We start from the raw sequence: 24,593 nt of genomic DNA on the forward strand, positions 1-24,593 counted from the left end.
TTTTTTTAGGAAACCGACGTAATGACACAGCCGGATCACGCCGCCTCGGCGCACGCCGCGGCCATCCGTGCGGCAGCCTCTTGCAGCGCCGGGACGAAGCGGCGCTCGGCTTCGGCGCGACTGACTGCCTGATCCAGATAGATGACGTTCAGGCTCGCCAGCACGCGCCCTCCGGCCTGGATTGCCACCGCCACCGCGCCGATCTTGCGCTGGTCCAGCCAGTCGCCGTGGTTCGAGCCGAAACCGTCCTCTCGCGTCTGGCGCACGAGATTGCGAACGAATGCGTCGTCGTTGGCGAAGCGTTGCTGCAACTCGCCGCCCGCGCCGGTACGCAACAAATCGAGAATGTCTTCGCGCTCGGCGTCCGGGCACATGCAGAAGTAGGCGCGGCCGGCCGCCGTGAAAAGCATGGGCAAGCGACGCCCCACCATGGCTCGGTGAAACGACAGGGGACTGAACCGGTGCGTTGTCTCGCGGATGATCATGGCGTCGCCGTCGGGCGTCGTGAGGTCCGACGGCCATACGACACGCTGCATCAGTTGCCCCATGATCGGCGGTGCCACCGTCGCAATTCGTTCGTCGTCCGTAAAACCTTCGCTGAGCGAGCGCACCGCCAGCGCCAGACGAAACGTATCGTCCGACGTACTGCGCCTCACGAATCCGTCCTCCAACAACGTTTCCAGCAGCCTGCGCACTGTCGTGCGATGCAGTCCCGTCGCTTCGCTCAACTGCTGTGCCGTGGCGCGCCCGCGCTCCATCGCATTGAGCGCCCGCAATACGAGCAGCCCACGCGACAAGCCGCGCACATTCGGGTATTTGCTCATAAGAAAACCTTTTAAATCAACGTTGTGCATTCTATGCACATTTCGCTGAAATTGTTGAGGGCTTTTTTCGACGTGCCTAGACTCGTCGAAAAATCACAGAGCTAACGGAGACCCCCTCCTTTGTGCACGAGCGACGCCCGCAAAGGCGCATCGCTCGACGGCCGATACCAGCCAACGATTGGCGGTCGATACGAGCCGCCATTGAATCAACGAACGCAGCACGTCATTCGAACGCGCCGGACTGGCGCGAAGGGGCGCGCTCGCGCTCAGGAAACGTAGGAGCGAACACATGACTGCATCCGTCAATGCACCGCACGCCCCGGCCGACATCGCGACAGACGTCGCCATCGTCGGCGCCGGCCCGGTCGGACTAATGATCGCCAACATCCTCGGCATGCAGGGCGTGCGCGTGACGATCGTCGAGAAACTTGAGCGGCTCATCGACTATCCGCGCGCCATCGGCCTCGACGACGAAGCGCTGCGAGTATTCCAGGCCGTCGGGCTCGCCGACGCCCTGCTTCCGCACACGACGCCCGACCACTGGATGCGCTTCATGACGAGCGACGGGCATTGCTTCGCCTCCATCGAACCGCACACCGACGAATTCGGCTGGTCGCGCCGCAACGCTTTCATCCAGCCGCTCGCGGATCGCGTGCTGTTCGAAGGACTCGACCGGTTCGCGCATGTGAACGTGCTGTTCGGTCACAGCGTCGAAGCGCTCGCGCAGGATAACCGCGGCGTGACCCTGACGGCGCGCACCGCCGAGGGCGCGGTACGGACCGTGCGCGCCGCCTACGTCGTGGGCGCCGACGGCGGCAACAGCCAGATCCGTCGCATGCTCGACGTGCCGTTCGAAGGCCGCACGAAGCCGAATCAGTGGATCGTCGTCGACGTCCGTAACGATCCGGTGGGCACGCCGCACGTTTATCTGCATTGCGATCACAAACGTCCCTACGTTTCGGCTGCGTTGCCGCACGGCATTCGCCGCTTCGAATTCATGGTGATGCCCGGCGAAACCGAAGCGGAACTCTCGAAGCCGGAGAACATGGCCGCACTGATTCGCAAAGTGGTCGCGCATCCGGACAAGGTCGATTACATCCGCAAACGTGTCTACACGCACAACGCCCGGCTGGCGCGGACCTTTCGCGTCGACCGTGTGCTGCTGGCGGGCGACGCCGCGCACATCATGCCGGTGTGGCAGGGACAGGGCTACAACAGCGGCATTCGCGACGCCAACAACCTCGGCTGGAAACTCGCGATGGTCGTCAAGGAGCAATGTTCGGCGCGCCTGCTCGACACCTATACGGCGGAGCGCCGCCCGCATGCGCGCTCGATGATCCACCTCTCCGAAGTCGCAGGCGACATCTTCGCGCCGACCACGCGCTTCGGCGTGCGGTTTCGCGACGCCTTCGTGCGCAGCTTCAACCTGTTTCCGTCGGTCAGGCGCTATTTCGTCGAGATGCGCTTCAAGCCGATGCCGCGCTACGAGCAAGGCGTCGTGCTGCTTGCGCCGCCCCGGCACTCGGGGGGATGGCTCGCCCGTGTGCTGGAGCGCTCGGGCAACTCCGCGCCCGGGCGTCTGCTGGGCCTGATGAGTCAGAAGCGGGATTCATGGCTGGGGCGGCGTGTGTATGGACGTGATCCGCTCGTCGATTCGCCGGTCGGGCGTCTGTTCATTCAGCCCAACGTGCGCACCAGTCACGGCGACATCAAGCGGCTGGACGACGTCATCGGCAATCACTTCGCCGTGCTGGGATGGGGGTCGGACCCGACCTTCGGGCTGACGCCGCAAGCACGCGCCGTCGCCGAGAAGCTCGGCGTGCGTTTCGTGCTCGCCAAGCCCGACGTGCAGATGGCGCATACGGACGACGTTCCCGCAGGCGTCATTGCGATTGGCGACCCGCTCAATCGTCTGAAGGACTGGTTCGCCGTACGCGCGCAATCGGTCGTGCTGCTGCGCCCGGATCGCTTCGTCGCCGGCGTCTGCGCACCGCAGGAAGTCTCGGACGCGCTCGTCGAACTCGCCAGCAAGGTCGCGCTGGCCGAAGACCCGGTCCGCCTGGTGACAACCACCGCGGCATGCGCACGCACCGATGCCCCCGTCACATCGCCCAAAGCCGTTGGAGCCTGAGCATGCCGATTCATCTCGAATGTATTTCTCACACGCCGTTGCACGGCTACTTCGATCCTGCCGACGACGTCGTCTCCGAAGTGAAACGGGTGCAGGAACAGGCTCGCGAACGCGTTCGGGCGTTCGATCCCGAACTTGTCGTGGTGTTTGCGCCGGATCATTTCAACGGCTTCTTCTACGACGTCATGCCCTCGTTCTGCATCGGTGCCGCGGCCACGGCCATCGGCGACTTCAACAGTCTGGCCGGTACGCTACCGGTGCCGCCGCAAACGGCGCATGCGCTCACCGAAGACGTGCTGGCATCGGAGATCGATGTCGCACTGTCCTATCGCATGCAGGTCGATCACGGCTGCGCCTATGCGCTTGAAGTCCTCACCGGCGCGCTCGACGCCTATCCTGTGGTGCCGGTGTTCATCAATTCCGTGGCCCCGCCAATGGCGACGCTGCGCCGTGCGCGCCTGCTGGGCGACGCCATCGGCCGCCATTTCGCACGGACGGACAAGCGGGTGCTGGTCGTGGGCTCGGGTGGTATTTCCCACGAGCCACCGGTGCCCGAACTGATCGGCGCCACCGAAGAGGTCGCCGAGCGCCTGATCGCCGGACGTAATCCGTCGCCCGAGTCGCGCGCGGCGCGACAGGCCCGCACGGTCGCCGCCGCGAAGGCCTTTACGTCGGGCGAGAGTCACCTGCATCCGCTCAATCCGTCGTGGGATCGCGCATTTCTCGAATTGCTCTCGAGCGGCCATTTGCGTGACGTCGATCAGATCGATAACGACACGATCACACGCGAGGGCGGCAAGTCGGCCCACGAAATCCGTACCTGGGTCGCCGCATTCGCAACACTCGCGGCCTACGGCGACTATCGCGCATCGGTCGATTACTACCGCGCGATTCCCGAATGGATCGCCGGGTTCGCCGCCATGCATGCCATGCCGCATGCGTCCCTGGCCGCAGCAGCATAAATCCCGAGGAGCCATTCATGCCGAATTCCCCATTGATTCAGACACTGGCGCACCGCCTGCGTGAAGCCGAATCGTCGCGCCGGCCCGTCGCGCCCGTGCGCGGCGAGATTGCACTCGACGACATGGCCAGCGCCTATGCCGTGCAGCAGTTCAACGTCGACGCACGCGTTAGCAGCGGTGAGCGCATCGTCGGCCGGAAGATAGGACTTACGTCGCTCGCGGTCCAGAAGCAACTCGGCGTGGACCAGCCGGACTTCGGTGCGCTCTTCGCGAGCATGGCCTACGGCGACTCACAGCCGGTGCCGCTCGCGACCCTCATTCAGCCCAAAGTCGAAGCCGAAATCGCGCTCGTGCTCGAACGCGATCTGACGCACGGCAAGCATACGTTTGCCGACATCCTGCGGGCCACTGCGTACGCCGTGGCCGCCATCGAGGTCGTCGACAGCCGCATCGAGCAGTGGAACATCCGCTTCGTCGACACCGTGGCGGATAACGCCTCCAGTGCGTGTTTCGTGCTCGGCAGCCGGCCGGTGAAGCTCTCCGGCATCGATCTGGCGGCCTGCGCCATGACCCTCTCGCGCGATGGCGAAGTGCTCTCGCGCGGCAACGGCGCGGCGTGTCTGGGCAACCCGCTGAACGCCGCCGTCTGGCTTGCCGACCGCATGGCGCAACTGGGTACGCCGCTGCGCGCGGGCGACGTCGTACTCACCGGTGCGCTCGGCCCGATGGTGCCTGTCGCCGAAGCGGGAACGTTTGTGACGGAGATCGAAGGAATGGGCAGCGTACGGGCCGTTTTCGCCTGAAGCATCGGCGCAGCGTCAGCGTCGTATATGAAGACAATGGAGACAAAGCAATGAACGCATCGACAACGCATCACGCAACGAGCCCCAAGGGCAACCTCGCCACCATCGGCCTATGTCTTGCCATCGCACTGCTTGAAGGCCTCGACCTGCAATCCGCGGGCGTGGCGGCACCGCGCATCGCCAAGGAATTCGGACTCTCGGTTGCGCAAATGGGCTGGGCGTTCAGCGCCGGCGCCATCGGCCTGCTCCCGGGCGCGGCACTCGGCGGGCGCCTTGCCGACCGATGGGGACGCAAGCGTGTCCTGATGCTGTCGGTCGCCTTGTTCGGGATTTTCTCGCTCGCCACCGCGCACGTCTGGCATTTCGAGTCGCTGCTGACGGCGCGCTTTCTGACGGGTCTCGGCCTCGGCGCTGCCATGCCCAACCTGATCGCACTGTGCGCGGAAGCGGCACCGGAGCGCCAGCGAAACACCGCCGTGGGGGCGATGTACTGCGGCATGCCGTTCGGCGCCGCGCTGGCTGCCGTCATCGGCATCGTCAGCCCAAGCGAAGCGGGCTGGCGTCATGTCTTCTACGTCGGCGGTTTCGGCCCACTATTGATGGTGCCGCTGCTCGGGCTGTGCCTGCGCGAATCGGCGCAGTTCGTGGCAAGCCGGGTGGCACGCACGGCCACCGTCGCCGCCAGCCAGAGCGCAAGCACGCCCAGCGTGACGCACGCGCTCTGGCGTGAAGGCCGTACGCGCACAACCGTGGCGCTTTGGACCAGTTATCTCGGCACGCTCATCGTGCTGTACTTCCTGATGAACTGGCTGCCGTCGATGGTGGTGGCGAACGGACTGTCCCGCGCGCAGGCCGGCGTTGCCATCATGATGTTCAACATCGGCGGGGGCATCGGCGCCATCGGCATTGCCAATGTGATGGACCGCTTCTCGCCTCGTCTGACGGTGATCGGCATGTATGTGGGCATTGCGCTGTCGTTGGCGGGTCTGTCGAGCGCCATTGGCGCGCTGACGATGGCGGCGGGTGCGTTTTTCTGCGGACTGTTCCTCGTGGGCGGCCAGTCGGTGCTGTACTCGATGGCGGGGCAGGCATATCCCACGGAAGTCCGGGGCACGGGGGTGGGGGCGGCAGTGGCCATCGGCCGCCTCGGGTCGATTCTCGGGCCCCTGATTGCCGGTCAGTTGTTCGCGCTCGGACAAAGCGCGTCGATGCTGGTGTCGTCGAGCATTCCGTTGATCGTGGTCGCCGCGATTGCCGCGCTGACCGTGGTCGGCACCTTTGCACCGCGTCTCGTCGCGGGTGTCGCGCAGCCGGGACGCTGAACCGTCGTCGTCCGGCTTGCGCGCCGACTCGGGGCAGCACGATCCACATGCCGTCGCGACTGCCCTTATTCTCATTCTGGTTTTGAATCAGCAACATTCGTAGAGGAAGTCATCATGACAGCAACCCAACCGGCAGCCGCGACGCTCACGGAAGCGTCGACGAGCCGTTTTGTCACCGTTCGCGATGCGGACACCGAGTTCCGAATTCACTACAACGACGCCGGCAGCGGCGAGCAGACCGTGGTGATGCTGCATGGCTCGGGGCCGGGAGCGACGGGATGGGCCAACTTCAACCGCAACGTCGCGCCGCTCGTCGATGCGGGTTATCGCGTGTTGCTGGTCGATTGTCCCGGCTGGGGCAAGAGCGCGCCGGTGGTCAACACGGGTTCGCGCTCGGAATTGAACGGGCGAGTGTTGAAGGCGGTGCTCGACGCACTGGATATCGAACGCGTGCACATCATCGGCAATTCGATGGGCGGCCATAGCACGGTTGCGTTCGCGCTGTCGAATCCCGAGCGCGTTGGCAAGTTGATCCTGATGGGCGGTGGCACGGGTGGTCCGAGCCAGTTCGTGCCGATGCCGACGGAGGGCATCAAGTTGCTCAATGGTCTGTACAAGGAACCGACCATCGAGAATCTGAAGCGCATGATGAACGTGTTCGTTTTCGACGCCAGTTCGATCACGGACGACCTGATGCAAGCGCGCCTCGATAACATGCTCGCGAGCCGCGAGCACCTCGAGAACTTCGTGAAGAGTCTTGCCGCGAATCCGAAACAGTTCACGGACTATGGGGCTCGCCTGGGCGAAATCACCGCGCCGACGCTGATCGTCTGGGGCCGCGAAGACCGCTTCGTGCCGATGGACGTCGGTCTGCGTCTATTGGCCGGCCTGCCCAACGCGCAGTTGCATGTGTTCAACCGCTGCGGCCACTGGGTCCAATGGGAACACGCCGACGCCTTCAACCGCATGGTCATCGACTTTTTGAAGCATTGAGCGAGGCCAGGCGGGCCGTTCGTCCACAACGTGCGCTTTGGCGGTGATCTCGCAGATCACCGCCTCGTATTGCTTGCGATGAAGTCGTTTGCATAGCCGACCTCATCGTGCTTTGGCCTGTTGTCAGAATCGGGTCAGAACACCAACGCGCGCGATTGTCTGGCTGGGGCCGCTCGATGTGCCGTCCGGCTCGACAATACCGCTTATCAATGCCTGAGCGTTGGCATTCGTGCGCTGATACACCACCTCCGTGTAGACCTTTGTACGCCTGGACAGGAAGTCGTTGAGGATCGTAGAGATTTGGTGTGCGTGGTTGTTGTCCGGATGGCCGTTGCCCTTCATGTACATGTCATCGATACCCGCCTGCATTTGCGGATCCCATTGATAGGTCACGCCGACTTGCCCTTGGGCGGCGGCCGCGCCATTGGCGGTTGGCATAGCCGAAGACGTCGTAGTCCTACAGGTCTGCCGCGCGGTGAATTGCCTGTCCTTTTGCCGTCGATCGGAATCTTCCGGGGCTAACGCCAGCATTGCGTTTAAACGCAATGCTAAATGCGGTGTCGGACAAATACCCGATCTTTGTCGCAATCTCCGTGAGCGACTCGTCGGTATCTTTCAAGGCGGTTCGGGCCAGCACCATGCGCCAGCGGTTCAGATACTCCAGCGGCGTCTCCCCGACACGCTCGCGAAATCGGTTGGCAAACGCGGTTCTCGACATCGCGACAGTACGGGCCAGACTATCGACTGTCCACCGCTTGTCCGGCGCCTCATGCATCGCTGACAGTGCCTTGCCGATCTTTGCATCGGACAACGCACCGAGCCAGCCGGCCGGCTCGGACGACTTGCCGAGGTAAGCGCGCAGAAGATGCACGAGCGCGAGCGCCGCGAGACTGCTGCGCGCTACCTCGCCCCCAATGTGCAGGTCACTGGACTCCAGCCGCAGCAGGCTCAGGACATGAGCGAGCGCGCCGGATCCCACATTGCTGGCACGCAGATGAATCAATGGCGGCAGGTGGCGTAGCAGAACGTCGCTTACATCATTCTCGAACGTGAAGCGGCCGCTGGTCATACCAACCGCTACGCCTTCGCCGTCGCAGTAATGACGCGCGATACCGTCCGCACCACGACGACTGCGCACAGTACTCACGCCGTCCCCCGGTCTGCATGCCGGATCGCTTGCCACATGAAACGGACGGCCATCCGTCAACAGATAAAAATCCCCTTCTTCCAGCCGGATCGGCGCGTCGCCGTCGGGCCAGAGGTAGACCTGCCCTGACAGCACACTGCCGAACTTGATGTGCTTGTACGCCGGGAAACGAAGGGCCCACGCGCCCTGCCCCTCGAACCGTGAAGACAGCGCGCTACTCACGCGCAATGTCGAGAGCACATCGGAAAGCGCGTCCATTTTGTACGATCCAATAAGAATTTTGTATTTTTGATAATAGTAAATACTGACTGCAAACGCCATCATTGCCTTCATGACGGATCAATCGATGACTCGACCAAAGGAAAAGCGATGAAAGCGTGGGAACTCGAAAAGCTGGGGGGCGCGCTGCGTCTGGTCGACAAGCCAGTGCCGGAAGCGCGTCCGGGAAGTGTCGTGGTGCGGATGGAGGCCTCGGCCCTGATGTCGTACATGACGCCGTACGTCGAGGGAAAACTGCCGATCTATCATGCCCCCGACAAACCGTTCGTTCCCGGAGGCAACGGTGTCGGCGTGGTCCACGCCGTCGGCGCGGACGTGTGGCATGTCCGCCCGGGGCAACGGGTTGTCATTTCGTCGTACATCGTTGCCCAGGAAAACGTGGAGGAGCCCGGGCAGTTTCTGCTCGGTGTGACCGCGATGGGCGCGATTGCCGAAAAGATGCAGAACGACTGGGCCGACGGAACTCTTGCCGAATATGCGCTGGTGCCAGCGACCGCGATCACGGTGGTCGACGACCTGCCTGACGTCGATGTTACGGAGCTGGCCACCACCACGCGGCACTTGGTGCCATACGGCGGGTTGTTGCGTGGCCGGTTGACCGCAGGTGAGACCCTCGTCGTCTCCGGGGCGACGGGCGCCTACGGCACCGCCGCGGTGCTCGTGGGCCTTGCCATGGGCGCGGCGCGTGTGGTTGCCGTCGGGCGCAACGCCGATGCCCTGAGTGCGCTCGCCTATGTGGGTGGCCCGCGTGTCGTGCCTGTCGCGGTCAGCGGCGACATCGCGGCCGACGCCGCGAAGATTCGCGAGGCGGCCGCGGGCGGCGCACATCTCGCGTTCGACATGGTGGGCGGCGCCACGGACCCCAACATGACGCTGGCGGCAATGCGTAGCCTGCGCTACCAGGGGCGTCTGGTGTTGATGGGCTCGATGACAGCGCCGCTGCCGCTTTCTTATCTCGAACTGATGATGAACGGGTGGGAGGTGATCGGAAATTTCATGTACCCCCGTCACGCCTATCGACGCTTGCTCGACCTGATCCGATCCGGACAGATCGACCTGAGCGTCCTTCGTCCGCAGGTCCTGCCTTTGTCGGAGTTACCACAGGGGATGGCGCTGGCGGGTCGGGCGAGCAACTTCGAATGTGTTGTGATGCAGCACGGGGGGTGAGCCATGCGAATTGTTCGTCAGGCGTTCCGGCTATATGTGACTCCGCAACAGCTCGACGCCACAATCACTTTCTACGAGAAGCTCCAGACGACGACCTGCGCGCTGCGCATCACGCTGCCAAGCGCCGGCATAACGGTGGCGGTTGTCGGCGGCTTCATCATTCTCGGCGGTGAGCGCGAAGTCATCGCCCCGATCTGCCACGTTAGCGCCGTGCTGACGGTCGACTCGCTGGATGCCGCCCTGACGTCTCTCGTCATGCAGGGCGCGCAGATTTTGAATGCGCCGCATGACAGCGCCGCGGGAGGCCGCAATCTGGTCGCGCAACATCCCGACGGTCTGATTGTCGAGTACTACGAAGCCCCCGAATCGGTGGCACAGCTCACAGATCATTAGGAAACGATCATGAGCACACGACAACATCCTGTCGACTCGGGAAGGTGGCGGCCGCAGCCTTCGGCCTTGGTCGATCAGTGCGCAGATCATCTGGCGTGAGCAATGAGACGGGCATGTAAGAGCCGGTTTACGATCTCCTGAGCAGCAGTGCCAAAAAGGCGAGATGGACAAACTGCAAGCTGGTGTTGAGCAAACGCTCACAGTTCTTCCATAAGCGCCGGTTCTTCTCCAGCCAGGCGAAACTGCGCTCGACGACCCAACGCTGCGGCAGGACCTTGAAAGTATGCAGTTCGCTGCGTTTGGCGATCTGCACCGTGACCCGCTCGCCCAAGATCTCGCGCACGCCCTGCGCGAAGGGTTCGCCCACGTAACCGCCATCGACCAGCACACTTTGCACCTGTCCCAAGCGAGGCTTGCCGTGCTCGAACGCCAGCAACGCTCCTTTGCGATCGGTCACCTCGGCAGTGGTTACCGCCACGGCGTGCGGCAAGCCCTGCGTGTCTACGGCAATATGACGCTTGATGCCCGACACCTTCTTGCCCGCGTCATAACCCTTATGCGCTGCCGTGTCAGTGTTCTTCACGCTCTGCGCGTCCACGATCAAGAACGTCGTGCTGGCGCTGCGTCCCTGTCTTGTGCGCGCCGCGCCAACCTGATTTTTTGAGTGCCTGCTCCAGCACGCTCACGCCGTGCTGGTCAGGCTGACTCCATTTGCTGAAATACGCGTAGACGGTTTGCCACTTGGGAAACTCGCTGGGCAAGAAGCGCCATTGGCAACCTGTACGCAACAGATACAGCACCGCGCAAAACACCTCGTACAAGTCCACCGTCGTGGGCTTCGTGCGCCGGCGCACGCTGCGCAACAGCGGCTCGATCTCCGAGAACTTCTCTCGGCTTATGTCACTCGCGTATTTCTTTCTCGTCATCCTCGAATTATCAGGGATGACCAGAAGATCGCAAACACGTTCTAAGAGACCCACAAGGTCGCCGCGTCCGCACGAAACAGCCGCCACTTAGAGGTTCATCTACCGCGCGGCATTCTTCAACAACAACGAATGCCGTTCGTAGAGGATTGATCTAAACGTAGAACAAAAAAAGCGGGGCCCATCTCTGGGATCCGCTTCGGTATTGGTGCGGCTGCAGGACTCAAACCCGGCGCCTGATGATTACAAAGCCCTGAAGAAATCTTTTGAAATCAACAATGCCCCCCGTATTTTTGTTCTACTTCGCACGTAATCGCAGCGGCCGCAAGTGCACGCCTGTCCGTGCGGCGGAAGCCGATTGTAGAACGGGGAGACGCGTCGGCCGTGCTTCAATCGTCCTTGCCAACGAGTTAGCGGAAGTCTCTACCGGCGACTTCTAAATTGTTTTTGGTTGTAATAGGTCGTCGGACGATCGAAGACCCGAAGCGCCAAATTGCTTTTGCGTCTCCGACGACGAAGCAGCCGACGCAGGCGGCTTAGAATCGATAATCTTTTGAACGGTATACATCCCAATCCCAAAATTAGCTGGGGCGTTTAGGATTTCAACGGTGCTTGATAGGTTCGCAAACGGTAACCAGACATCGCTCGAAAATCTCCGTGGTTCCTGAGTGAAAAAATTGTTTGCGGAGCGTTTTAGCCAGTATCTCGCCCCGGCGCAAAGCATTGGGTGTGGGGGAGGGATACGCATCCGGCGGGGCATACGCCATGAACGTTTTCGATGTCTACCGACACATTTCGAGAGTCGACGCATCGGAAGATTTATTCGGAAGTTGCTGAAACTCAAGGCCCGATACTGCTGCGATGATGGATCTAGCCAACTTATCGGCTAAATCCACGCAAATCACAGGAGACCTTGATGAGCATTTCAAATGACGGAAAGGGCTGTGCAAATGGAGGAGAAGGTGGATTCGACATCCCCGAGACACTGGCACGCGAAGGGCATGTTGTCTGGTTCTACGAACACAGGAAGTACCTTGGGTTCGTGTGGGATGAGTCCGCGAAGGAGATAAAGAAGGCACCGGTTACCGATCCCGAACATGCGATCTACTTCGACACGTTCGCGCACGCCGTAGTCTCGTCTGACCGATTGGCTAGTCCCAGCGTCATTCTTTATTCGCCGGGCAAAGGATTGCCGCCTGAGGTGAAGGGGTAAGCTCTACGGGGCCGTCAAGAACGGCGGTCCCCGCACGCCACTCTCCGTAGTCTGCGGCAGGACTTCTTAGGTCAAATCTTCAGTCCGAACTACATACTTCACTCACCAAAGCCTAGAACGAAGCCGATATTTGCGAGGTAGTTTTGGATACGGCGCCCATTTCCTGCGACGCGCCGATGAAGCCGTCGAGGGCCTTCAACCTCTTAACCATTTAAGTGCCCCCCGCTTACTCGCTTCAGTGAGGGATTAAGTGGCAAAATTTTTGAACACGAGTGCAACAAACTATTTTCTTGAGGAGTTGATCAAAGAAGCCGTTGACCGAGTGATTCTGATCAGTCCGTTCCTTAAGCTCAATGACCGAATAAAAGAGCTACTTGCAGACAAGAACCGTCTCAAAATTGACGTTAGGCTCGTCTACGGCAAGAGCGAGTTGCAGCCCCCGGAGATCGAATGGCTTAAGGAACTTACCTACATTCGCACTAGCTACTGCAAAAACTTGCATGCCAAGTGCTACATAAGCGAAGAATTATGCGTCGTTACGAGCCTAAATCTCTACGAATTTAGTCAGATCAATAACAACGAGATGGGGGTGCTCATTCGGAGATCGGAAGACGCAGACTTATATCGAGATGTGTATGAAGAGGCTCAACGAATAATTCGCATTAGCGAAGAAGTACGTATCTCACTCGAGCGCCCCAACGGAGAAGTCGTCGAAGATGTGCGGCCAGATAACAGCATCGCCGGGGGAGTAATAGCGAAGCTCACTTCGTCCAAGCTTAGTAGGCGCCTTGGAATACCGACGAACGAACTTTTGGACCGGGCTGTGAGTGCTGGGTACTTTGATTTGATAAACGGTGAGCATGTCCTTTCTGCTCTGGGTGAAAATTCCGGCATAGTGTTCGTGCCGAAATCCCGCCACGGTGCTTACTTGTAATAGCCTAGACTAAATCTGACAGCTGTCGGTTTCTCCCGGGGCACAGCGTTGTTCGTCGCATCCAGTGACGGCAACGTTGCGGTCCCTGAACCGCAAGGAGTCCACCATGACGCAAGATCAGAAAGTCATTCGTGCCAAAGTCGGAATTCTCGAGCTAGCCCGCCAGCTCGGTAATGTCAGTCAAGCGTGTCGCGTGATGGGCTATTCACGCGACAGTTTTTACCGATTCAAAGAACTGTACGAGACGGGCGGCGAAGCCGCCCTGCAGGAAATCTCTCGGCGGCGCCCGCAGCCCAAGAATCGCGTGGATCCGCAGGTCGAAGCCGCAGTGGTCGAGCTGGCCCTGGAGTTGCCCGCGTACGGCCAGATCCGCATCGCCAATGAGGTGCTCAAGCGTCATGCGCTGCACGTCTCGCCTCAGGGCGTGCGCAGCATCTGGCTACGTCACGACCTCGAGACCATGAACAAACGCCTGACGGCGTTGGAGGCCAAATCTGCGCAGGAAGGGCTGGTGCTCACCGAGACCCAGCTCGCCTCGCTCGAGCGGGCCAAGCTTGAGAAAGAAACGCACGGCGAATTCGAGTCAGAGTGTCCCGGCTACTGCGGCGCTCAGGACACCTTCTACGTCGGCACGCTCAAAGGGGTGGGCCGGGTCTACCAGCAGACGTTCGTCGATACCTACTCGAAGGTCGCATTCGCCAAGCTCTACGATCGCAAGACGCCACTGCCGGCGGCTGATCTGCTCAACGACCGCGTTCTGCCCTTCTTCGATAGCCACGGCATCCCGCTTATGCGCATCCTGACCGATCGTGGCACCGAATATTGCGGTAACCCCGAGCATCACGAGTATGAGCTCTATCTGGCGGTGGAAAACATCGACCACACCCGTACTCGGGCCAGGTCGCCCCAGACCAACGGTATCGTCGAGCGGTTGCACAAGACGATGCTCAACGAGTTCTATCGCATCGCCTTTCGCAGGAAAATCTACGACTGCATCCCCGCACTGCAGGCCGACCTCGACCACTGGCTTGACGAGTACAACACGCGGCGAGAACATCAAGGTCGATGGTGCTATGGCAAGACGCCCATGCAGACTTTCCTCGATTCTCTCTCGCTCGCCAAGGAGAAACTCATTCCTCATTCAGCTGCCGTGACCGCTTAATCCTTCCGACTACCTGTCAGATCAAGTCTCAGCTAATACAGCTTACTTTCTATGGCCTGAGAACTTCACGATCTAGTCCTGAAGACGCGTGACGATGAGAAGCTAATGGCTTCTCATCGTCACAAACGCTTCCGTCTTTTTCGTCCCTTACTCATCGCGCCAGGCAAATCCTCGCCCCTTAGAAAGCGGAAGTATCTGCGCAGAACGCTTATTCGCCGCCGGTCGTTCCGTTTCTCTTGCTCGGGGTCGGTTTCGACATAGCAAGTCCCATCCTCCGTAGTGCTGCTTGGTCTTCTCGATGGCTGTGACGATAGTTATCGAGTAGTGCCCTCTCGTCCGGGGAAAGATTGCTCTCTACGGCTACAGCGCGGGCCCCTGTAAGGACGTATTGCACGTCCACGCCCAGGCGGGCGACAGCGCTTAGATATCGAGCATCTGGAACTCTTCTCCCACTCTCATACGTCGTCTGCGCACGCCTAGTCACACCTCCTGCTAAGGCGAACTCCTCTTGATTCAGGCCTAGGCGCTTGCGCTCGTCTCTCAAGCGGTTGCCGACGTCTAACATCTCGGACATATCCCATATCTATGAGATCAAACGATCTCTATACTTTTACATGAGAGCAATTGTTCTCAATATCAACTGGAGACCATTGCATGACCACCAAACCAAAACTCACCATCAGCTACAAGGACCTAGACGACGGCTACGTCCGCACAACGCTAACCATCTGCGGCCCGTCCAACCTCCGTACGAGGGAGGCCCGACTGGAACAAGCGGAGCGCGTGTGGGGCATGGTTCTTCACAGCTACGGCGCGAAAAACGATGACAGTCCCGTCGAGATCATCCCGTCCGAGGCAGTCCGTCACTAACCTCCCCCCATCTGAGGGCCACGCTATGACCAGCAAACAGAAACTCACAATCCTCGACGTCACCCGACGCGAGGGCATATCCACTAAGACAGGCCGTCACTACGACATGCGTATCGCGGAGTGCGTTCTCTGGCAGAACACGAGTGAAGGTGAAGACGCCGTAGTCGGCACCATCACGCTCCCCGATACCCTCAAGGACGCAGGCAAAGGCGAATACCTCGCGGACTTCATCCTTATGCGGTCGATGGAGGGTCAGCTTGTTCCCCGCCTCGTCGCATTGCAGCCCTACGGCGACGGCACCCGCCCCTCAGCCCCGGTCAAGAAGCAGAAACTCACCATCCTTAGCGTCGTCCGCCGTGAGGGCATCTCCAGCAAGACGGGGCGCCCGTACGACATGCGCACCGCGCAGTGTGTCCTCTGGCAAGCGACGCCCGACGGCGACCGCGCCGTTGTTGGCACAGTTCCACTGCCTGAAATCGCCAAAGAAACCGGCAAAGGCGAGTACTTCGCAGAGATGGCGATGGCGCAATCGATGGACGGCGCTCTAGTTCCGCGCATTGTAGCGTTGCAGCCCTACGTAAGTAGTACACGCCCGACCGCCACACCGAAAGCTGCGGCCGCTGCTGCTGCGTAATTTGCGTCATCTCACGTCGTCCAATTAAGCGACGACCACCTGTAGTTAAATCCGGCCCCCCGCCAGGTTCTTTGCACCGTCACCGCAGGAATGCCGTGATGGGATTGGGGGTTGCGATGCTTCACCAACTGTCTCTCGATCTGTTCGGCGGCTTTTGCCCCGCACGAACTAAGCAACGGCGTATCCCGCGCCCTCCCCTCGCTTCACAACGTCCGTGGAGACAACTGCGCCTCAAGCTGTACCTGCGGCGTCTCATCAAGGCCGGTAAAGGCTTCATCTGGACACGTCCTGACGGCATCCAGTTCGTCTGCAAAACCATGCGTTCGCTCATCGCGCGAATCATGGATTACGACGGCCATTTGATCCCCGCAAGCATCCGCGCCGCGATGAACAAGTCGCGCACGCGCCGGTGATTGCCGCAACCGCATAGGTCCCGATATGACAGCCCCCACGACCGAACTCGTCAACCGCACCGTGACCGCCACCGACGGAACGTGCATGTGCATTGCGCGCGTCGGCGGACTCAACGTCCCCGATACCGAACGCTTCGCCCGCATGCTTGAAGCATCCGCACTGCTGTACGAAACCGTGCAGGTGCTTGCCGGTGCGCTTGATCTCGCCTACGAGGCGCACGAACTGGCGCAACCGGCCTGCTCCAAGTTCGCGTGGCAGATCCTCAAGAACATCAATCGCGGGGGCTAACGGTGACGAATCAATCGATGCAGCTGCTGACCTGCAAGCCCCTTCGCAACTCGATGACGACCACACCGCTGGACCGTCAGCTATGCCCGCCGGAGAACGGTCAGCAATTCGCCATCACACGCGTTACCCAGATCGCACCGAGTACCAACGAAACGCCGCTAGACACCCCACAGATGGCGGGTTTCTGGACTTTGGCATTCACGATGGTTGTCGGGTTGTACGTCGTGAGTGCTCATTTGGGCGCAATTCTCGGCTTCATACGCCGAGGATAAGCCAGCGCGCCGGACGCATTCCGGCATCACTCGAAGGAGAAAACCATGAAAGAAAAGCTTGAACGTCTGAAGGCAATCGGAGGCCGTGCAGGTGTTGCCGCCGTGATGATCGCAACGCCGTTTGCTGCACATGCCGAAGGTGGCGGTGGTAGCGGCGCTGTCGACCTGAGCGCGATGACCAACTCAATCAGCTTCGCTCAGGTCGGCACCGCAATTCTCGCTGTGGCGGCCAGCTTGGCGCTGATTTATGTCGGCGTTAAGGGCGCGAAGATCGTACTCGGGTTCATTCGCGGTTGATGAACGGCAAGTGAGGTAGGGAAGCGATCCGGACGCTTCCCTTACCGACGCCTGCGCTCAAGAGGCCCCATCCAAAGGGAAATGACCATCATGACCAATAGCGCTACCGCAAAGAACACGGTTGTCGGATCAGTGGTGATCTGCTCCCACAGACCTTTGATTCCGCCCACCAGCATTTGAAGATAAGGATTCTGCATATGGAACACCTCCTTGTAAGTGATCTCGCGAGCATGCGGCTCGCCGAATTCATGAACGCGTTCATCGGGCCGGTCTGCTTCCTATCCGCAGTGATGACCGTATCCCTGTTGGTGACGACCAAAGGCCTTGTATGGCTAGCGGATCTAGCCCTGAATCTTGCCCGGGCTTGCATTACGAGTCGAATGAGCGCCTCGCGTCGACAGACTGCCGACGACGACGCTGGCTAGTTTTCGATTCGCTGCAATCGCTTTCGAATTTCAACCTCAAACGTACCCGCGAGGCGACGCTATGCCATCTCAAGAACTCTGGAACTTGACGTTTTTTGCATGGGGATTGGTGTGCGGGTGGGCGGTCGTCACGGGCCTGCGGGGGTAAAGATGAAAAAGGTACTGCTCGTCGTGCTGATGATTGCGCTTCTCTCGCAGCAAACGGCGAGTTCATTCGTTCCGCCCCCGGCCGCCAGTTGGCTGTTTAACCGTTCAATCGCGAGCATCATGCGCGAAGTCGCTAAACGTCGGGGTATCGCCGCTGCTGATCCGAGAATCGCAGCAACCGAAGCGGCGATGTCCTCGGAGTTGACGGCTCTGAATGTCGCCGGCACCGGTGTAGGAATCGGACTTAGCGTGCTCGGAGCACCCGTGTGGCTGACCATACTCGCTGGACTTGGCATCGTTGCAGGTGGATCTGCGATAGTGGCCTACTTGGGAAAGGACAAGATTAGGATTTCTGCCGATGAGCGCGACCGCGTACGTATTCAAGTTCCGCGCGACCAGCAACCCGGAGTTGAAAAAGCGTCATACCCGGGCCTTAGCGGAAGCGGCTTCGAGGATCATTGGAGCGTTGCAGCGGCGAATGCGGGCTTCCGTGTCTACAGACGCAGAGGCTGCATGCCTGGACCATGCGCACGATTTCCGCTTGAGAGCGACTCGATCGGCACCTATCAAGGCGAAAATATCTCGGTCCATTTCGCAGGAATGTCTGACGTAGTTCGGTTTATCCGATTCATGTCGGATCGCTTTGATGGGGAAAACGCGTTTACCGCCGTGCGCTTTCAACCAGCGTTTGACGTCGATGGCAACTTGGTGCAAATAGCGTTTGAAGTCACCCGAAATATCGTTGAAAACAAATGTCGTCCCTGCAAGCTGGGAAAGCCGGGAAAACCGGACAAGCCTGATGGGTCACTGTGTTACGAAATGCTGGGCGTACCGGTCAAACCTGACGAGGCATGGTGTCCCGAACAGGTCAGGAGGACTGAAACCGAAGTGCTCGGTCAGTACGACCTCCGGTGGCCGGGTGGCAGTTTTTTCGCATTGCAAAGCGTATATGAACGTGAGCAGCCGAGCACGGCCCAGAACTGGTATGACAGTTTGGAGCGCGCCTACGTTGGCATTCCAAAGAACATTCACGGCGCGAGAATCGGCAGTGAAACTCTAGCCAAAGTCGCTGATAGCGCGTGGCGTCGAGCAGCGTCTCGCCCCGATTACGAAGGTTTGCCCTACAGTGCCACTGACCCTGTCACAACGGCTGACGTCGACCCATGGGCAAAAGCCAATCCCGAAGCGGTCCCCCTCATTGAAGACCTGTTTCGCCCCGCAAATCGTCCGAGGGAGCGAAAAGTTATCATCCGCGAGACGATAAAACCCGAGACGCAAACAGGCACCGAAACGGAAACTAAAGTCGATCCGACAACGGGACCGAAAACGGAAACCGACACAAAGACGAAGCCGGAATCCCAGTTGACTAAAGACGTCAACGTCGTCAATCGCCCGACTGTCGACATCGGCAGCCCGGTCAAGGTTGATCTCGGCACAGCCCCGCAGGTCGCAACACCAACACTCGAAGATCCTCCTACGGCGGCCATGATCCTAGATCCAATCCTGAAGCTCGCGCCGGGCTTCAAAGACTGGAAGACGCCGAAATACAAAGCGCAATGTCCTCGCCCGTCGTTTGAACTTTTCAATAAACGGATTCGCATGGACGCGATGTGCGATCTCGCGGAAAAGTACCGCCCGATGATCACCGCAATCATGCTCGCGGTGTTCGTGCTGATCGCCGCCGCTATTGTTCTCGCCGCTTGAGGTCACTATGTCGAGTCTCTTCGAAGTTCTTCTCTCGGGACTGAACACGACGCTTCAGTTCATCTTCCGTTCGGTCGTCATCAAGTTCGCCATGTTCTTCGGCCTCTGGTATGTGACGACAGAGTTCGTGGACGTTATCAAGGGCAGTGGCCTGCTACCCGACGCCAATGCCCTCTCAAGCGCACTTGGGAGCCTTCCGCCTGGCGTCTGGTACTGGCTCGAATTGCTGGCGGTGCCGCAGGGATTGCCGATAGTGCTTGCGGCGATGGGGAATAAGTTCGTCATTCGCCGTATCCCAATGTTGGGCTAACTCATGGCTATCAACGCGTACACGGGCTTGATGGGGTCCGGCAAAAGCTACGAGGTTGTGAGTAGCGTCATTGTGCCCGCCGTGATTGCTGGACGCCGCGTGGTGACGAACATCGACGGCATACAACCCGACCTCATTCGCGAATACTGCATTGACGTTCGCAAAGCCGACGCCAATGCGCTGGGCGAAATCGTCCCGGTGAAGAACGATGACGTGACGCGCGACAACTTCTTTCCGGACGAGGCAAACCCCGAGGCCGAAACACTCGTTAAACCGGGGGATCTCGTTGCAATCGATGAGGCTTGGAATTTCTGGTCGGTCGGCAACAAACTCAAGCCCGAGCATATGCGCTTCTTCCGTATGCATCGTCATTACGTCCACCCGGAGACCGGGGTCGCGTGTGACGTGGCGCTCATGATTCAGTCAATTGGTGATTTGCACCGCCAACTGCGTGCGGTGGTGGAAGTCACATTCGTCACGAAGAAACTCAAGGAGCTTGGTTTAACCCGGAACTACCGCATTGAGTTATATGAGGGCGGAAAGGTCACCAAGTCGAACCGAATCGACATCTTTACCAAGCGCTATAGCAAAGCCATATTCCCGCTGTATCAGTCCTACGCTGGCGGCAAGGGAAAAGAGCGGTCGATAGATCGACGTCAAAACGTCCTCTCGAACAAGCGTCTTTGGTTCACCGTCGGCCTTATGCTGGCGGTCGGCACGATGAGCGTTCGCTTCCTAATTGGCTACTTCAATGGCGGATTTGCGGGTGCCAAAGCGCCGCAAGAAATCGCCTCATCAACAACCGCTCAACCTGCCCCTCATGACGCGGGCGTGGCAGGTCGTCCTGACGTACCGGCGTTTAGTGGTGAATGGCGCATCGCTGGCAGCTACAGCGTCGGCAACGAGCGCTATGTCGTTGTCGCAAACAACGATGGCCGATTGCGAGTTGAGTCGCCTTCCGTTTTCAACCTTGACGGCATCGCACGAATCGGAAGCATCGACGACCAGCGGGTGACGGTATGGTCGGGCGGCAAGTCATCGTCGTACATGGGGGGCATGCAATGAGACTCAGCGTCCTGTTGGGAATGCTTTCGCTCTCGTTGTCCGCACTCGCCACGGAAGCAAAAACGGCTCCTGCGCCCATCGATTTCTCAGGCTTCAAGGCTGAGGAGGAATATTCGCCGCTGGACTATTCATCGCGGCCGATGCTTGAGGCAGAACAAAAGCAACGTGCCAGGAGCCGGACACGCATCCCTCCGCTCCCCGGCAAGACGAGCGGCTCGTTTGATTTCCAGCTTGTGAGCGTCTCCCAACTGGTAACGCTTCTCTACGGCGAAGCGGTCAAAACTCCGTACGTCATCGCTCCCGAGGTGCTTCAGGACCAACGTCTTGTCTCATTCCGCTTCAACACCAAAAACGGCGATTTGAAAGCGTTTCTTTCGCTGTTTCTAGACTCCCTAGGCTTTGGCGTCGAAACGCGATCTGGTGTTGACTTCGTCTTCAAGCGGCGAGACGTGGAAGTTGCCGTCGAGCCTGACCGCGACACCTTCGTTTATCACCCGAGATATCGGGACACGGCTTATCTATCGCGCCTTGCAAGCCCACTTTTTCAGGGGCGATTCACCGTCAATCGAGAGATTGCAGCGCCTGACAACGCAAGAGTCGGAGGTGAAGTCACGCCCGGCTCTGCTGCGTCGCTGATTGACCAAAGAGGCGACACATTGCTTTTCCACGGCACGCCGACCGAAATTACGGCACTTAAGCGCTTGCTACCCCAACTCGACACGCCCATGGGCGAGGTCAGTGTGCGTGCTGCGGCATATGAGGTGGTCAATAGCGTCGAGCGCGGCTCGGCCTTTCAACTCGCCCTAGATCTGCTCTCGAAGGGGTTGGGAATCGAAGTCACGATTGACGGCGACAAGTTCGGAAACGCGATTCGCCTGAAGGCGGGTGATTTCTCCACCGCCCTCTCTGCGCTCTCCAAGGACTCCCGCTTTCAAGTCATTAACAGCCCGAACCTGCGTATTCGGTCCGGGGCTAGAGGTCGGCTGACCGTCGGCCAGAAAGTCCCTGTCCTGAAGTCCGTGAGTTACCCGCGCGGTGGCGGCGAACCTGTTCAGTCGGTCGAGTACCACTCGTCAGGCGTCATCTTTGAGTTGTCCCCGACCGTCAAAGATCGAATCATCGATTTGCGCGTCACTCAGCAAATCAGCGACTTCGTGAAAACGACGACCGGCGTCAATAACTCTCCGACGTTGAATACGCGAGAGGTCAGCACCGAAATTAGCCTGCATGACGGTGACGTCATCCTCATGGGCGGTCTGACGACGAACAAGAGCACCGACAACCGCACGGGACTGGCCTTCCTGCCCCGCTTTCTCGACAGCCATAGCGACGCCTCGTCCAACACCGAAATACTCCTGATGCTCCAGGTCGAACGTGTGAGGACAACTAGCGTCGGGAGTGTCGGCGCCGACGTCGAAGCTGAGGGTGCCCACGAGCCGAACCGCGAAGTCCGGGCCGATGACGCGCGGCCCAGCGCGCCCCGCGCGACCGAGCAGCGGGTAGTACTGCGGACGTCCGCCGAAGCGCCAACGTCGACCACACATCCCCTCACTGAAAACCGCCTCGCCGTCAGCCCAGTGCGTGAAGTGGCACTGACGCCAGAGAGGGAGACGCGCCGCGCTGCCCCCGCCGCCCGCAGGGGCGAGGACGGCGGGGGCGCGCGAAGCGCGCCCCTAGATTTATATCAGTAACACTTAACGTACAAACACCCGGCAAGGCCCGCCAGCAAAGCCAAGAACACTCCCCCCCGAAAAAGAGAAGGCCCCGAACGCAGCAACGAACGGGGCCAGCACATCAACACGACAATCAGGAGTTGCCATGCTTGAGAACAGTGTAGACGACTATCCCTTCCGCCGTGAATGGGTCATCGGAGGTCGAGATTTTGGTGAGGGTCTGCATGAGATCAACGCCACCCGATTCGACCGGTACATGCGCGCTCAGTCGCTGTATCGAATCCCGAAGGCAAAGCGCGGGGATTCGGAGAAGAAAGAAGACAACCGGCTTGCGTCAGCCAAACGTGCCCGGCGACATGTGAGGCTGCGCTGTAAAGCCATGCAGGCGGACAGGATGATCACTTTGACGTATCGGGAGAACATGCAGGACAAGGACCGCCTCAAGCACGATTTCGACGCCCTACGCCGCCGCTTGGGGAAGTTTCTGGACTTTCAGTACATCGCAGTCCCCGAACGGCAGAAGCGCGGTGCATGGCATATCCACGTGGCTGTGAGAGGCCGACAGAACTATCGGGTGCTTCGCGCCATTTGGCACTCCATCGTCGGCGCAGATAACGGCAACGTCGACGTGCGCAATCCGTTCCGCCAGAAAGGTCTGCGTCACAAGCTGGCCGGATATCTGAGCAAGTACATCACGAAGGACTTTGCCGAGCACGAGATGAACGAGAAGCGGTACTGGACCAGCAAAGGGATCACAGTGCCGGAGCGCCAACCCATCGCGCATATCCTAAGCGATGACCCCGTGAAAGCCATCGTGACCGCTTTCGAAGCAGCTGAGACCGCAGGCGCAAGTCTTGATCACTGTCAGGTGTACTGGAATCAGGATCTCGGGTGTTTGTGGTTGGCGACTCGGGAGAACTAACATGGCGAGTATGTTCTTATCCCCGCCCGAATTGGAAACACTGACCGGGCGTAAAGTGAAGTCAAAGTAGGTGGAAGCGCTGCGCCGGATGGGCCTTCCTTTCTTCGTCAACGCTTGCGGCCGTGCAATTGTCGCTCGCTCCGCCGTCGAAGGGAGGTCGGACTCCTCGCACGACAAACGATTCGTCGGCCGTGGCGGCTGGCATCCTTCCGTTCTCGGAGGCTAACCCGTGGGGCGTCGACCGACAAAGAACCTCCACTTGCCGCCGCGCTTGCGGCTCAAGAAAACGTCACGAGGCAAGACCTATTACTACTACGATATGGGTGGTAAGCCACGACGGTGGCTAGCGCTCGGCGGGGATTTTGTGGAGGCGCTTCGCCGATATGCAGACCTTGAACAAGGTAATCGAACGACGCAATCGCTGGTGACCTTTCGTCATGCCGCAGAACGGTATCTGAAGGAGGTTTTTCCACATAAGGCTGTGGCAACTCGACGAACGAACACATTGCAGTTAGAGAAGCTATATCAGTTCTTTGATTCCCCGCCTGCCCCGTTGGACGAAATTAAGCCTATTCATGTTCGCAAGTACCTGGATTGGCGAAAGTCATCGCCGGTTGCAGCTAACCGCGAGATTGCTTTGTTTTCACACATATTCAACAAAGCCCGAGAGTGGGGAGCGACCGACCGCCCAAACCCATGTGCAGGAGTTCGCAAGCACCGTGAGACAGGGCGAGATGTGTACGTCGATGACAGTTTGTATCATGCAGTTTGGCAAGCGTCGGACTGGCCGTTGCGCGAAGCAATGGACTTGGCCTATCTGACAGGGCAACGTCCTGCAGACGTACTGAAGATGGACGAGCGCGATATTCGCGATGGAGTGGTGATTGTTCGCCAAAACAAGACCGGCGCGCTACTACGCATTGAAGTTGTCGGGCAACTGGCGACCCTGCTTGAGAAGCTGAAGCAAAGAAAGGCTGGGCACAATCCGCGATCAACCCGGCTGATTGTGGATGAATGCGGTAGGCCGCTAAGTCAGTCTGCATTGCGATTCAGATTCGACCGGGCGCGTGAGACGGCCGGAATTGCGAAAGCGGAATTCCAATTCCGTGACTTACGTGCAAAAGCAGGAACCGATAAAGAGAGTGCAAGCGACCTGAGAGGTGCGCAATCTCTACTCGGTCATGGAAGCGTGGTTATGACCGAGCACTACATACGAAAACGTGGAAGAACTACGACACCGACAAAATAGCAAACGATAGCGTCCGTTTGTAGAACTATGCTAAGTCTGTAGAACAAAAAAATGCGGGTCCCATCTCTGG

At 59.5% G+C, this 24,593-nt stretch carries 28 protein-coding genes; 22 read left to right on the forward strand and 6 right to left on the reverse strand.

Features of this window, described 5'->3' with window-relative positions; all coding sequences use genetic code 11:
• Positions 1-35: 35 nt before the first annotated feature.
• Positions 36-824, reverse strand: coding sequence for a DNA-binding transcriptional regulator (locus AB870_RS20770; protein WP_047906130.1), 789 nt, complete (start codon positions 822-824; stop codon positions 36-38).
• A gap of 289 nt (positions 825-1,113) precedes the next feature.
• Between AB870_RS20770 and AB870_RS20775 the strand changes: the two genes are divergently transcribed.
• The 5 genes from AB870_RS20775 to AB870_RS20795 all read left to right on the forward strand — a co-directional run bounded on the left by AB870_RS20775 (position 1,114) and on the right by AB870_RS20795 (position 7,035).
• Positions 1,114-2,955 carry a bifunctional 3-(3-hydroxy-phenyl)propionate/3-hydroxycinnamic acid hydroxylase gene (locus tag AB870_RS20775; protein WP_047906131.1) on the forward strand — a complete coding sequence of 614 codons (1,842 nt, stop codon included), beginning with the start codon at positions 1,114-1,116 and terminating at the stop codon, positions 2,953-2,955.
• A gap of 2 nt (positions 2,956-2,957) precedes the next feature.
• Entirely contained in the window at positions 2,958-3,917 is a 960-nt protein-coding gene (locus tag AB870_RS20780) for a 3-carboxyethylcatechol 2,3-dioxygenase (protein WP_047906132.1), read from the forward strand.
• Between the two features lie 17 nt (positions 3,918-3,934).
• Positions 3,935-4,720: a 2-keto-4-pentenoate hydratase gene (mhpD, locus tag AB870_RS20785; RefSeq protein WP_047906133.1), complete on the forward strand. Its 786-nt coding sequence runs from the start codon at positions 3,935-3,937 to the stop codon at positions 4,718-4,720.
• Positions 4,721-4,770: 50 nt separating this feature from the next.
• A complete protein-coding gene (mhpT, locus tag AB870_RS20790) occupies positions 4,771-6,042 on the forward strand; it encodes a 3-(3-hydroxy-phenyl)propionate transporter MhpT (protein ID WP_047906134.1) in 1,272 nt (423 codons plus the stop codon).
• Between the two features lie 114 nt (positions 6,043-6,156).
• Complete coding sequence (locus AB870_RS20795) at positions 6,157-7,035, forward strand: alpha/beta fold hydrolase (protein ID WP_047906135.1); 879 nt, start codon at positions 6,157-6,159, stop codon at positions 7,033-7,035.
• Between the two features lie 123 nt (positions 7,036-7,158).
• Here the strand turns inward: AB870_RS20795 and AB870_RS20800 are convergent, their stop codons facing one another.
• Positions 7,159-7,473 carry a porin family protein gene (locus tag AB870_RS20800; protein ID WP_047906136.1) on the reverse strand — a complete coding sequence of 105 codons (315 nt, stop codon included), beginning with the start codon at positions 7,471-7,473 and terminating at the stop codon, positions 7,159-7,161.
• A 19-nt stretch (positions 7,474-7,492) separates the two neighbouring features.
• Positions 7,493-8,440: an AraC family transcriptional regulator gene (locus AB870_RS20805; protein WP_047908510.1), complete on the reverse strand. Its 948-nt coding sequence runs from the start codon at positions 8,438-8,440 to the stop codon at positions 7,493-7,495.
• Between the two features lie 111 nt (positions 8,441-8,551).
• On the opposite strand from AB870_RS20805, the gene AB870_RS20810 reads away from it, so the two are divergent.
• Positions 8,552-9,628, forward strand: coding sequence for a zinc-binding dehydrogenase (locus tag AB870_RS20810; RefSeq protein ID WP_047906137.1), 1,077 nt, complete (start codon positions 8,552-8,554; stop codon positions 9,626-9,628).
• 3 nt (positions 9,629-9,631) lie between these two features.
• A complete protein-coding gene (locus AB870_RS20815; RefSeq protein ID WP_047906138.1) occupies positions 9,632-10,021 on the forward strand; it encodes a VOC family protein in 390 nt (129 codons plus the stop codon).
• Between the two features lie 127 nt (positions 10,022-10,148).
• Here AB870_RS20815 and AB870_RS25760 read toward each other — a convergent pair.
• Positions 10,149-10,947 (reverse strand): IS5 family transposase gene (locus AB870_RS25760; protein WP_418303967.1). Its coding sequence is split into 2 segments (ribosomal slippage): positions 10,149-10,677 and positions 10,676-10,947, totalling 801 coding nucleotides; the frame shifts between segments, so codons are not numbered across the junction.
• A 913-nt stretch (positions 10,948-11,860) separates the two neighbouring features.
• On the opposite strand from AB870_RS25760, the gene AB870_RS20830 reads away from it, so the two are divergent.
• The 3 genes from AB870_RS20830 (at position 11,861) to AB870_RS20840 (ending at position 14,253) form a co-directional block, all read left to right on the forward strand.
• Complete coding sequence (locus AB870_RS20830; RefSeq protein WP_047906139.1) at positions 11,861-12,157, forward strand: hypothetical protein; 297 nt, start codon at positions 11,861-11,863, stop codon at positions 12,155-12,157.
• Between the two features lie 250 nt (positions 12,158-12,407).
• Entirely contained in the window at positions 12,408-13,091 is a 684-nt protein-coding gene (locus AB870_RS20835) for a phospholipase D family protein (protein ID WP_047906140.1), read from the forward strand.
• Positions 13,092-13,197: 106 nt separating this feature from the next.
• The gene (locus AB870_RS20840; protein WP_047906141.1) at positions 13,198-14,253 is read left to right on the forward strand and encodes an IS481 family transposase; all 1,056 of its coding nucleotides are present in this window, start codon (positions 13,198-13,200) and stop codon (positions 14,251-14,253) included.
• Between the two features lie 208 nt (positions 14,254-14,461).
• On the opposite strand, the gene AB870_RS25765 is transcribed toward AB870_RS20840, so the two are convergent.
• A complete protein-coding gene (locus AB870_RS25765; RefSeq protein WP_335645721.1) occupies positions 14,462-14,827 on the reverse strand; it encodes a helix-turn-helix domain-containing protein in 366 nt (121 codons plus the stop codon).
• A gap of 80 nt (positions 14,828-14,907) precedes the next feature.
• Here AB870_RS25765 and AB870_RS20845 point away from each other — a divergent pair, with 80 nt between their 5' ends.
• The 6 genes from AB870_RS20845 to AB870_RS20870 all read left to right on the forward strand — a co-directional run bounded on the left by AB870_RS20845 (position 14,908) and on the right by AB870_RS20870 (position 17,028).
• The gene (locus tag AB870_RS20845; protein ID WP_047906142.1) at positions 14,908-15,123 is read left to right on the forward strand and encodes a hypothetical protein; all 216 of its coding nucleotides are present in this window, start codon (positions 14,908-14,910) and stop codon (positions 15,121-15,123) included.
• Positions 15,124-15,148: 25 nt separating this feature from the next.
• Positions 15,149-15,757, forward strand: coding sequence for a hypothetical protein (locus tag AB870_RS27475; RefSeq protein ID WP_335645722.1), 609 nt, complete (start codon positions 15,149-15,151; stop codon positions 15,755-15,757).
• A gap of 116 nt (positions 15,758-15,873) precedes the next feature.
• Positions 15,874-16,170, forward strand: a complete 297-nt coding sequence (locus AB870_RS20855) for a hypothetical protein (protein WP_047908514.1) — start codon at positions 15,874-15,876, stop codon at positions 16,168-16,170.
• A gap of 25 nt (positions 16,171-16,195) precedes the next feature.
• Positions 16,196-16,459, forward strand: a complete 264-nt coding sequence (locus AB870_RS20860; RefSeq protein ID WP_047906143.1) for a hypothetical protein — start codon at positions 16,196-16,198, stop codon at positions 16,457-16,459.
• A 17-nt stretch (positions 16,460-16,476) separates the two neighbouring features.
• Positions 16,477-16,731: a hypothetical protein gene (locus AB870_RS20865; RefSeq protein WP_047906144.1), complete on the forward strand. Its 255-nt coding sequence runs from the start codon at positions 16,477-16,479 to the stop codon at positions 16,729-16,731.
• 45 nt (positions 16,732-16,776) lie between these two features.
• Complete coding sequence (locus AB870_RS20870) at positions 16,777-17,028, forward strand: hypothetical protein (RefSeq protein WP_053059470.1); 252 nt, start codon at positions 16,777-16,779, stop codon at positions 17,026-17,028.
• Positions 17,029-17,069: 41 nt separating this feature from the next.
• Here the strand turns inward: AB870_RS20870 and AB870_RS26495 are convergent, their stop codons facing one another.
• Entirely contained in the window at positions 17,070-17,225 is a 156-nt protein-coding gene (locus tag AB870_RS26495; protein WP_157112396.1) for a hypothetical protein, read from the reverse strand.
• Positions 17,226-17,603: 378 nt separating this feature from the next.
• On the opposite strand from AB870_RS26495, the gene AB870_RS20880 reads away from it, so the two are divergent.
• The 6 genes from AB870_RS20880 (at position 17,604) to AB870_RS25775 (ending at position 24,523) form a co-directional block, all read left to right on the forward strand.
• Entirely contained in the window at positions 17,604-19,304 is a 1,701-nt protein-coding gene (locus tag AB870_RS20880; RefSeq protein ID WP_157112397.1) for a hypothetical protein, read from the forward strand.
• A gap of 7 nt (positions 19,305-19,311) precedes the next feature.
• The gene (locus AB870_RS20885; protein WP_047906147.1) at positions 19,312-19,614 is read left to right on the forward strand and encodes a DUF2523 family protein; all 303 of its coding nucleotides are present in this window, start codon (positions 19,312-19,314) and stop codon (positions 19,612-19,614) included.
• 3 nt (positions 19,615-19,617) lie between these two features.
• On the forward strand, positions 19,618-20,679 hold the full coding sequence (locus AB870_RS20890) for a zonular occludens toxin domain-containing protein (RefSeq protein ID WP_047906148.1): 1,062 nt from the start codon (positions 19,618-19,620) through the stop codon (positions 20,677-20,679).
• Positions 20,676-22,370, forward strand: a complete 1,695-nt coding sequence (locus AB870_RS20895; protein ID WP_064674882.1) for a type II secretion system protein GspD — start codon at positions 20,676-20,678, stop codon at positions 22,368-22,370. Before AB870_RS20890 ends, AB870_RS20895 begins: the two co-directional genes overlap by 4 nt.
• Positions 22,371-22,497: 127 nt before the next feature.
• Positions 22,498-23,274 carry a rolling circle replication-associated protein gene (locus tag AB870_RS20900; RefSeq protein ID WP_047906149.1) on the forward strand — a complete coding sequence of 259 codons (777 nt, stop codon included), beginning with the start codon at positions 22,498-22,500 and terminating at the stop codon, positions 23,272-23,274.
• A 259-nt stretch (positions 23,275-23,533) separates the two neighbouring features.
• Positions 23,534-24,523, forward strand: a complete 990-nt coding sequence (locus tag AB870_RS25775; protein WP_335645723.1) for a tyrosine-type recombinase/integrase — start codon at positions 23,534-23,536, stop codon at positions 24,521-24,523.
• Positions 24,524-24,593: the final 70 nt, after the last annotated feature.

The sequence above is a fragment of the Pandoraea faecigallinarum genome, from assembly GCF_001029105.3.
In the GTDB taxonomy this organism is placed as follows: Bacteria; Pseudomonadota; Gammaproteobacteria; order Burkholderiales; family Burkholderiaceae; genus Pandoraea; species Pandoraea faecigallinarum.

Coding starts and splice junctions, on each gene's coding strand:
- AB870_RS20770 (WP_047906130.1), bottom strand. CDS start 824: ATGAGCAAATACCCGAATGTGCGCGGCTTGTCGCGTGGGCTGCTCGTA.
- AB870_RS20775 (WP_047906131.1), top strand. CDS start 1,114: ATGACTGCATCCGTCAATGCACCGCACGCCCCGGCCGACATCGCGACA.
- AB870_RS20780 (WP_047906132.1), top strand. CDS start 2,958: ATGCCGATTCATCTCGAATGTATTTCTCACACGCCGTTGCACGGCTAC.
- mhpD (WP_047906133.1), top strand. CDS start 3,935: ATGCCGAATTCCCCATTGATTCAGACACTGGCGCACCGCCTGCGTGAA.
- mhpT (WP_047906134.1), top strand. CDS start 4,771: ATGAACGCATCGACAACGCATCACGCAACGAGCCCCAAGGGCAACCTC.
- AB870_RS20795 (WP_047906135.1), top strand. CDS start 6,157: ATGACAGCAACCCAACCGGCAGCCGCGACGCTCACGGAAGCGTCGACG.
- AB870_RS20800 (WP_047906136.1), bottom strand. CDS start 7,473: ATGCCAACCGCCAATGGCGCGGCCGCCGCCCAAGGGCAAGTCGGCGTG.
- AB870_RS20805 (WP_047908510.1), bottom strand. CDS start 8,440: ATGGACGCGCTTTCCGATGTGCTCTCGACATTGCGCGTGAGTAGCGCG.
- AB870_RS20810 (WP_047906137.1), top strand. CDS start 8,552: ATGAAAGCGTGGGAACTCGAAAAGCTGGGGGGCGCGCTGCGTCTGGTC.
- AB870_RS20815 (WP_047906138.1), top strand. CDS start 9,632: ATGCGAATTGTTCGTCAGGCGTTCCGGCTATATGTGACTCCGCAACAG.
- AB870_RS20830 (WP_047906139.1), top strand. CDS start 11,861: ATGAGCATTTCAAATGACGGAAAGGGCTGTGCAAATGGAGGAGAAGGT.
- AB870_RS20840 (WP_047906141.1), top strand. CDS start 13,198: ATGACGCAAGATCAGAAAGTCATTCGTGCCAAAGTCGGAATTCTCGAG.
- AB870_RS25765 (WP_335645721.1), bottom strand. CDS start 14,827: ATGTCCGAGATGTTAGACGTCGGCAACCGCTTGAGAGACGAGCGCAAG.
- AB870_RS20845 (WP_047906142.1), top strand. CDS start 14,908: ATGACCACCAAACCAAAACTCACCATCAGCTACAAGGACCTAGACGAC.
- AB870_RS27475 (WP_335645722.1), top strand. CDS start 15,149: ATGACCAGCAAACAGAAACTCACAATCCTCGACGTCACCCGACGCGAG.
- AB870_RS20855 (WP_047908514.1), top strand. CDS start 15,874: ATGCTTCACCAACTGTCTCTCGATCTGTTCGGCGGCTTTTGCCCCGCA.
- AB870_RS20860 (WP_047906143.1), top strand. CDS start 16,196: ATGACAGCCCCCACGACCGAACTCGTCAACCGCACCGTGACCGCCACC.
- AB870_RS20865 (WP_047906144.1), top strand. CDS start 16,477: ATGCAGCTGCTGACCTGCAAGCCCCTTCGCAACTCGATGACGACCACA.
- AB870_RS20870 (WP_053059470.1), top strand. CDS start 16,777: ATGAAAGAAAAGCTTGAACGTCTGAAGGCAATCGGAGGCCGTGCAGGT.
- AB870_RS26495 (WP_157112396.1), bottom strand. CDS start 17,225: ATGCAGAATCCTTATCTTCAAATGCTGGTGGGCGGAATCAAAGGTCTG.
- AB870_RS20880 (WP_157112397.1), top strand. CDS start 17,604: ATGAAAAAGGTACTGCTCGTCGTGCTGATGATTGCGCTTCTCTCGCAG.
- AB870_RS20885 (WP_047906147.1), top strand. CDS start 19,312: ATGTCGAGTCTCTTCGAAGTTCTTCTCTCGGGACTGAACACGACGCTT.
- AB870_RS20890 (WP_047906148.1), top strand. CDS start 19,618: ATGGCTATCAACGCGTACACGGGCTTGATGGGGTCCGGCAAAAGCTAC.
- AB870_RS20895 (WP_064674882.1), top strand. CDS start 20,676: ATGAGACTCAGCGTCCTGTTGGGAATGCTTTCGCTCTCGTTGTCCGCA.
- AB870_RS20900 (WP_047906149.1), top strand. CDS start 22,498: ATGCTTGAGAACAGTGTAGACGACTATCCCTTCCGCCGTGAATGGGTC.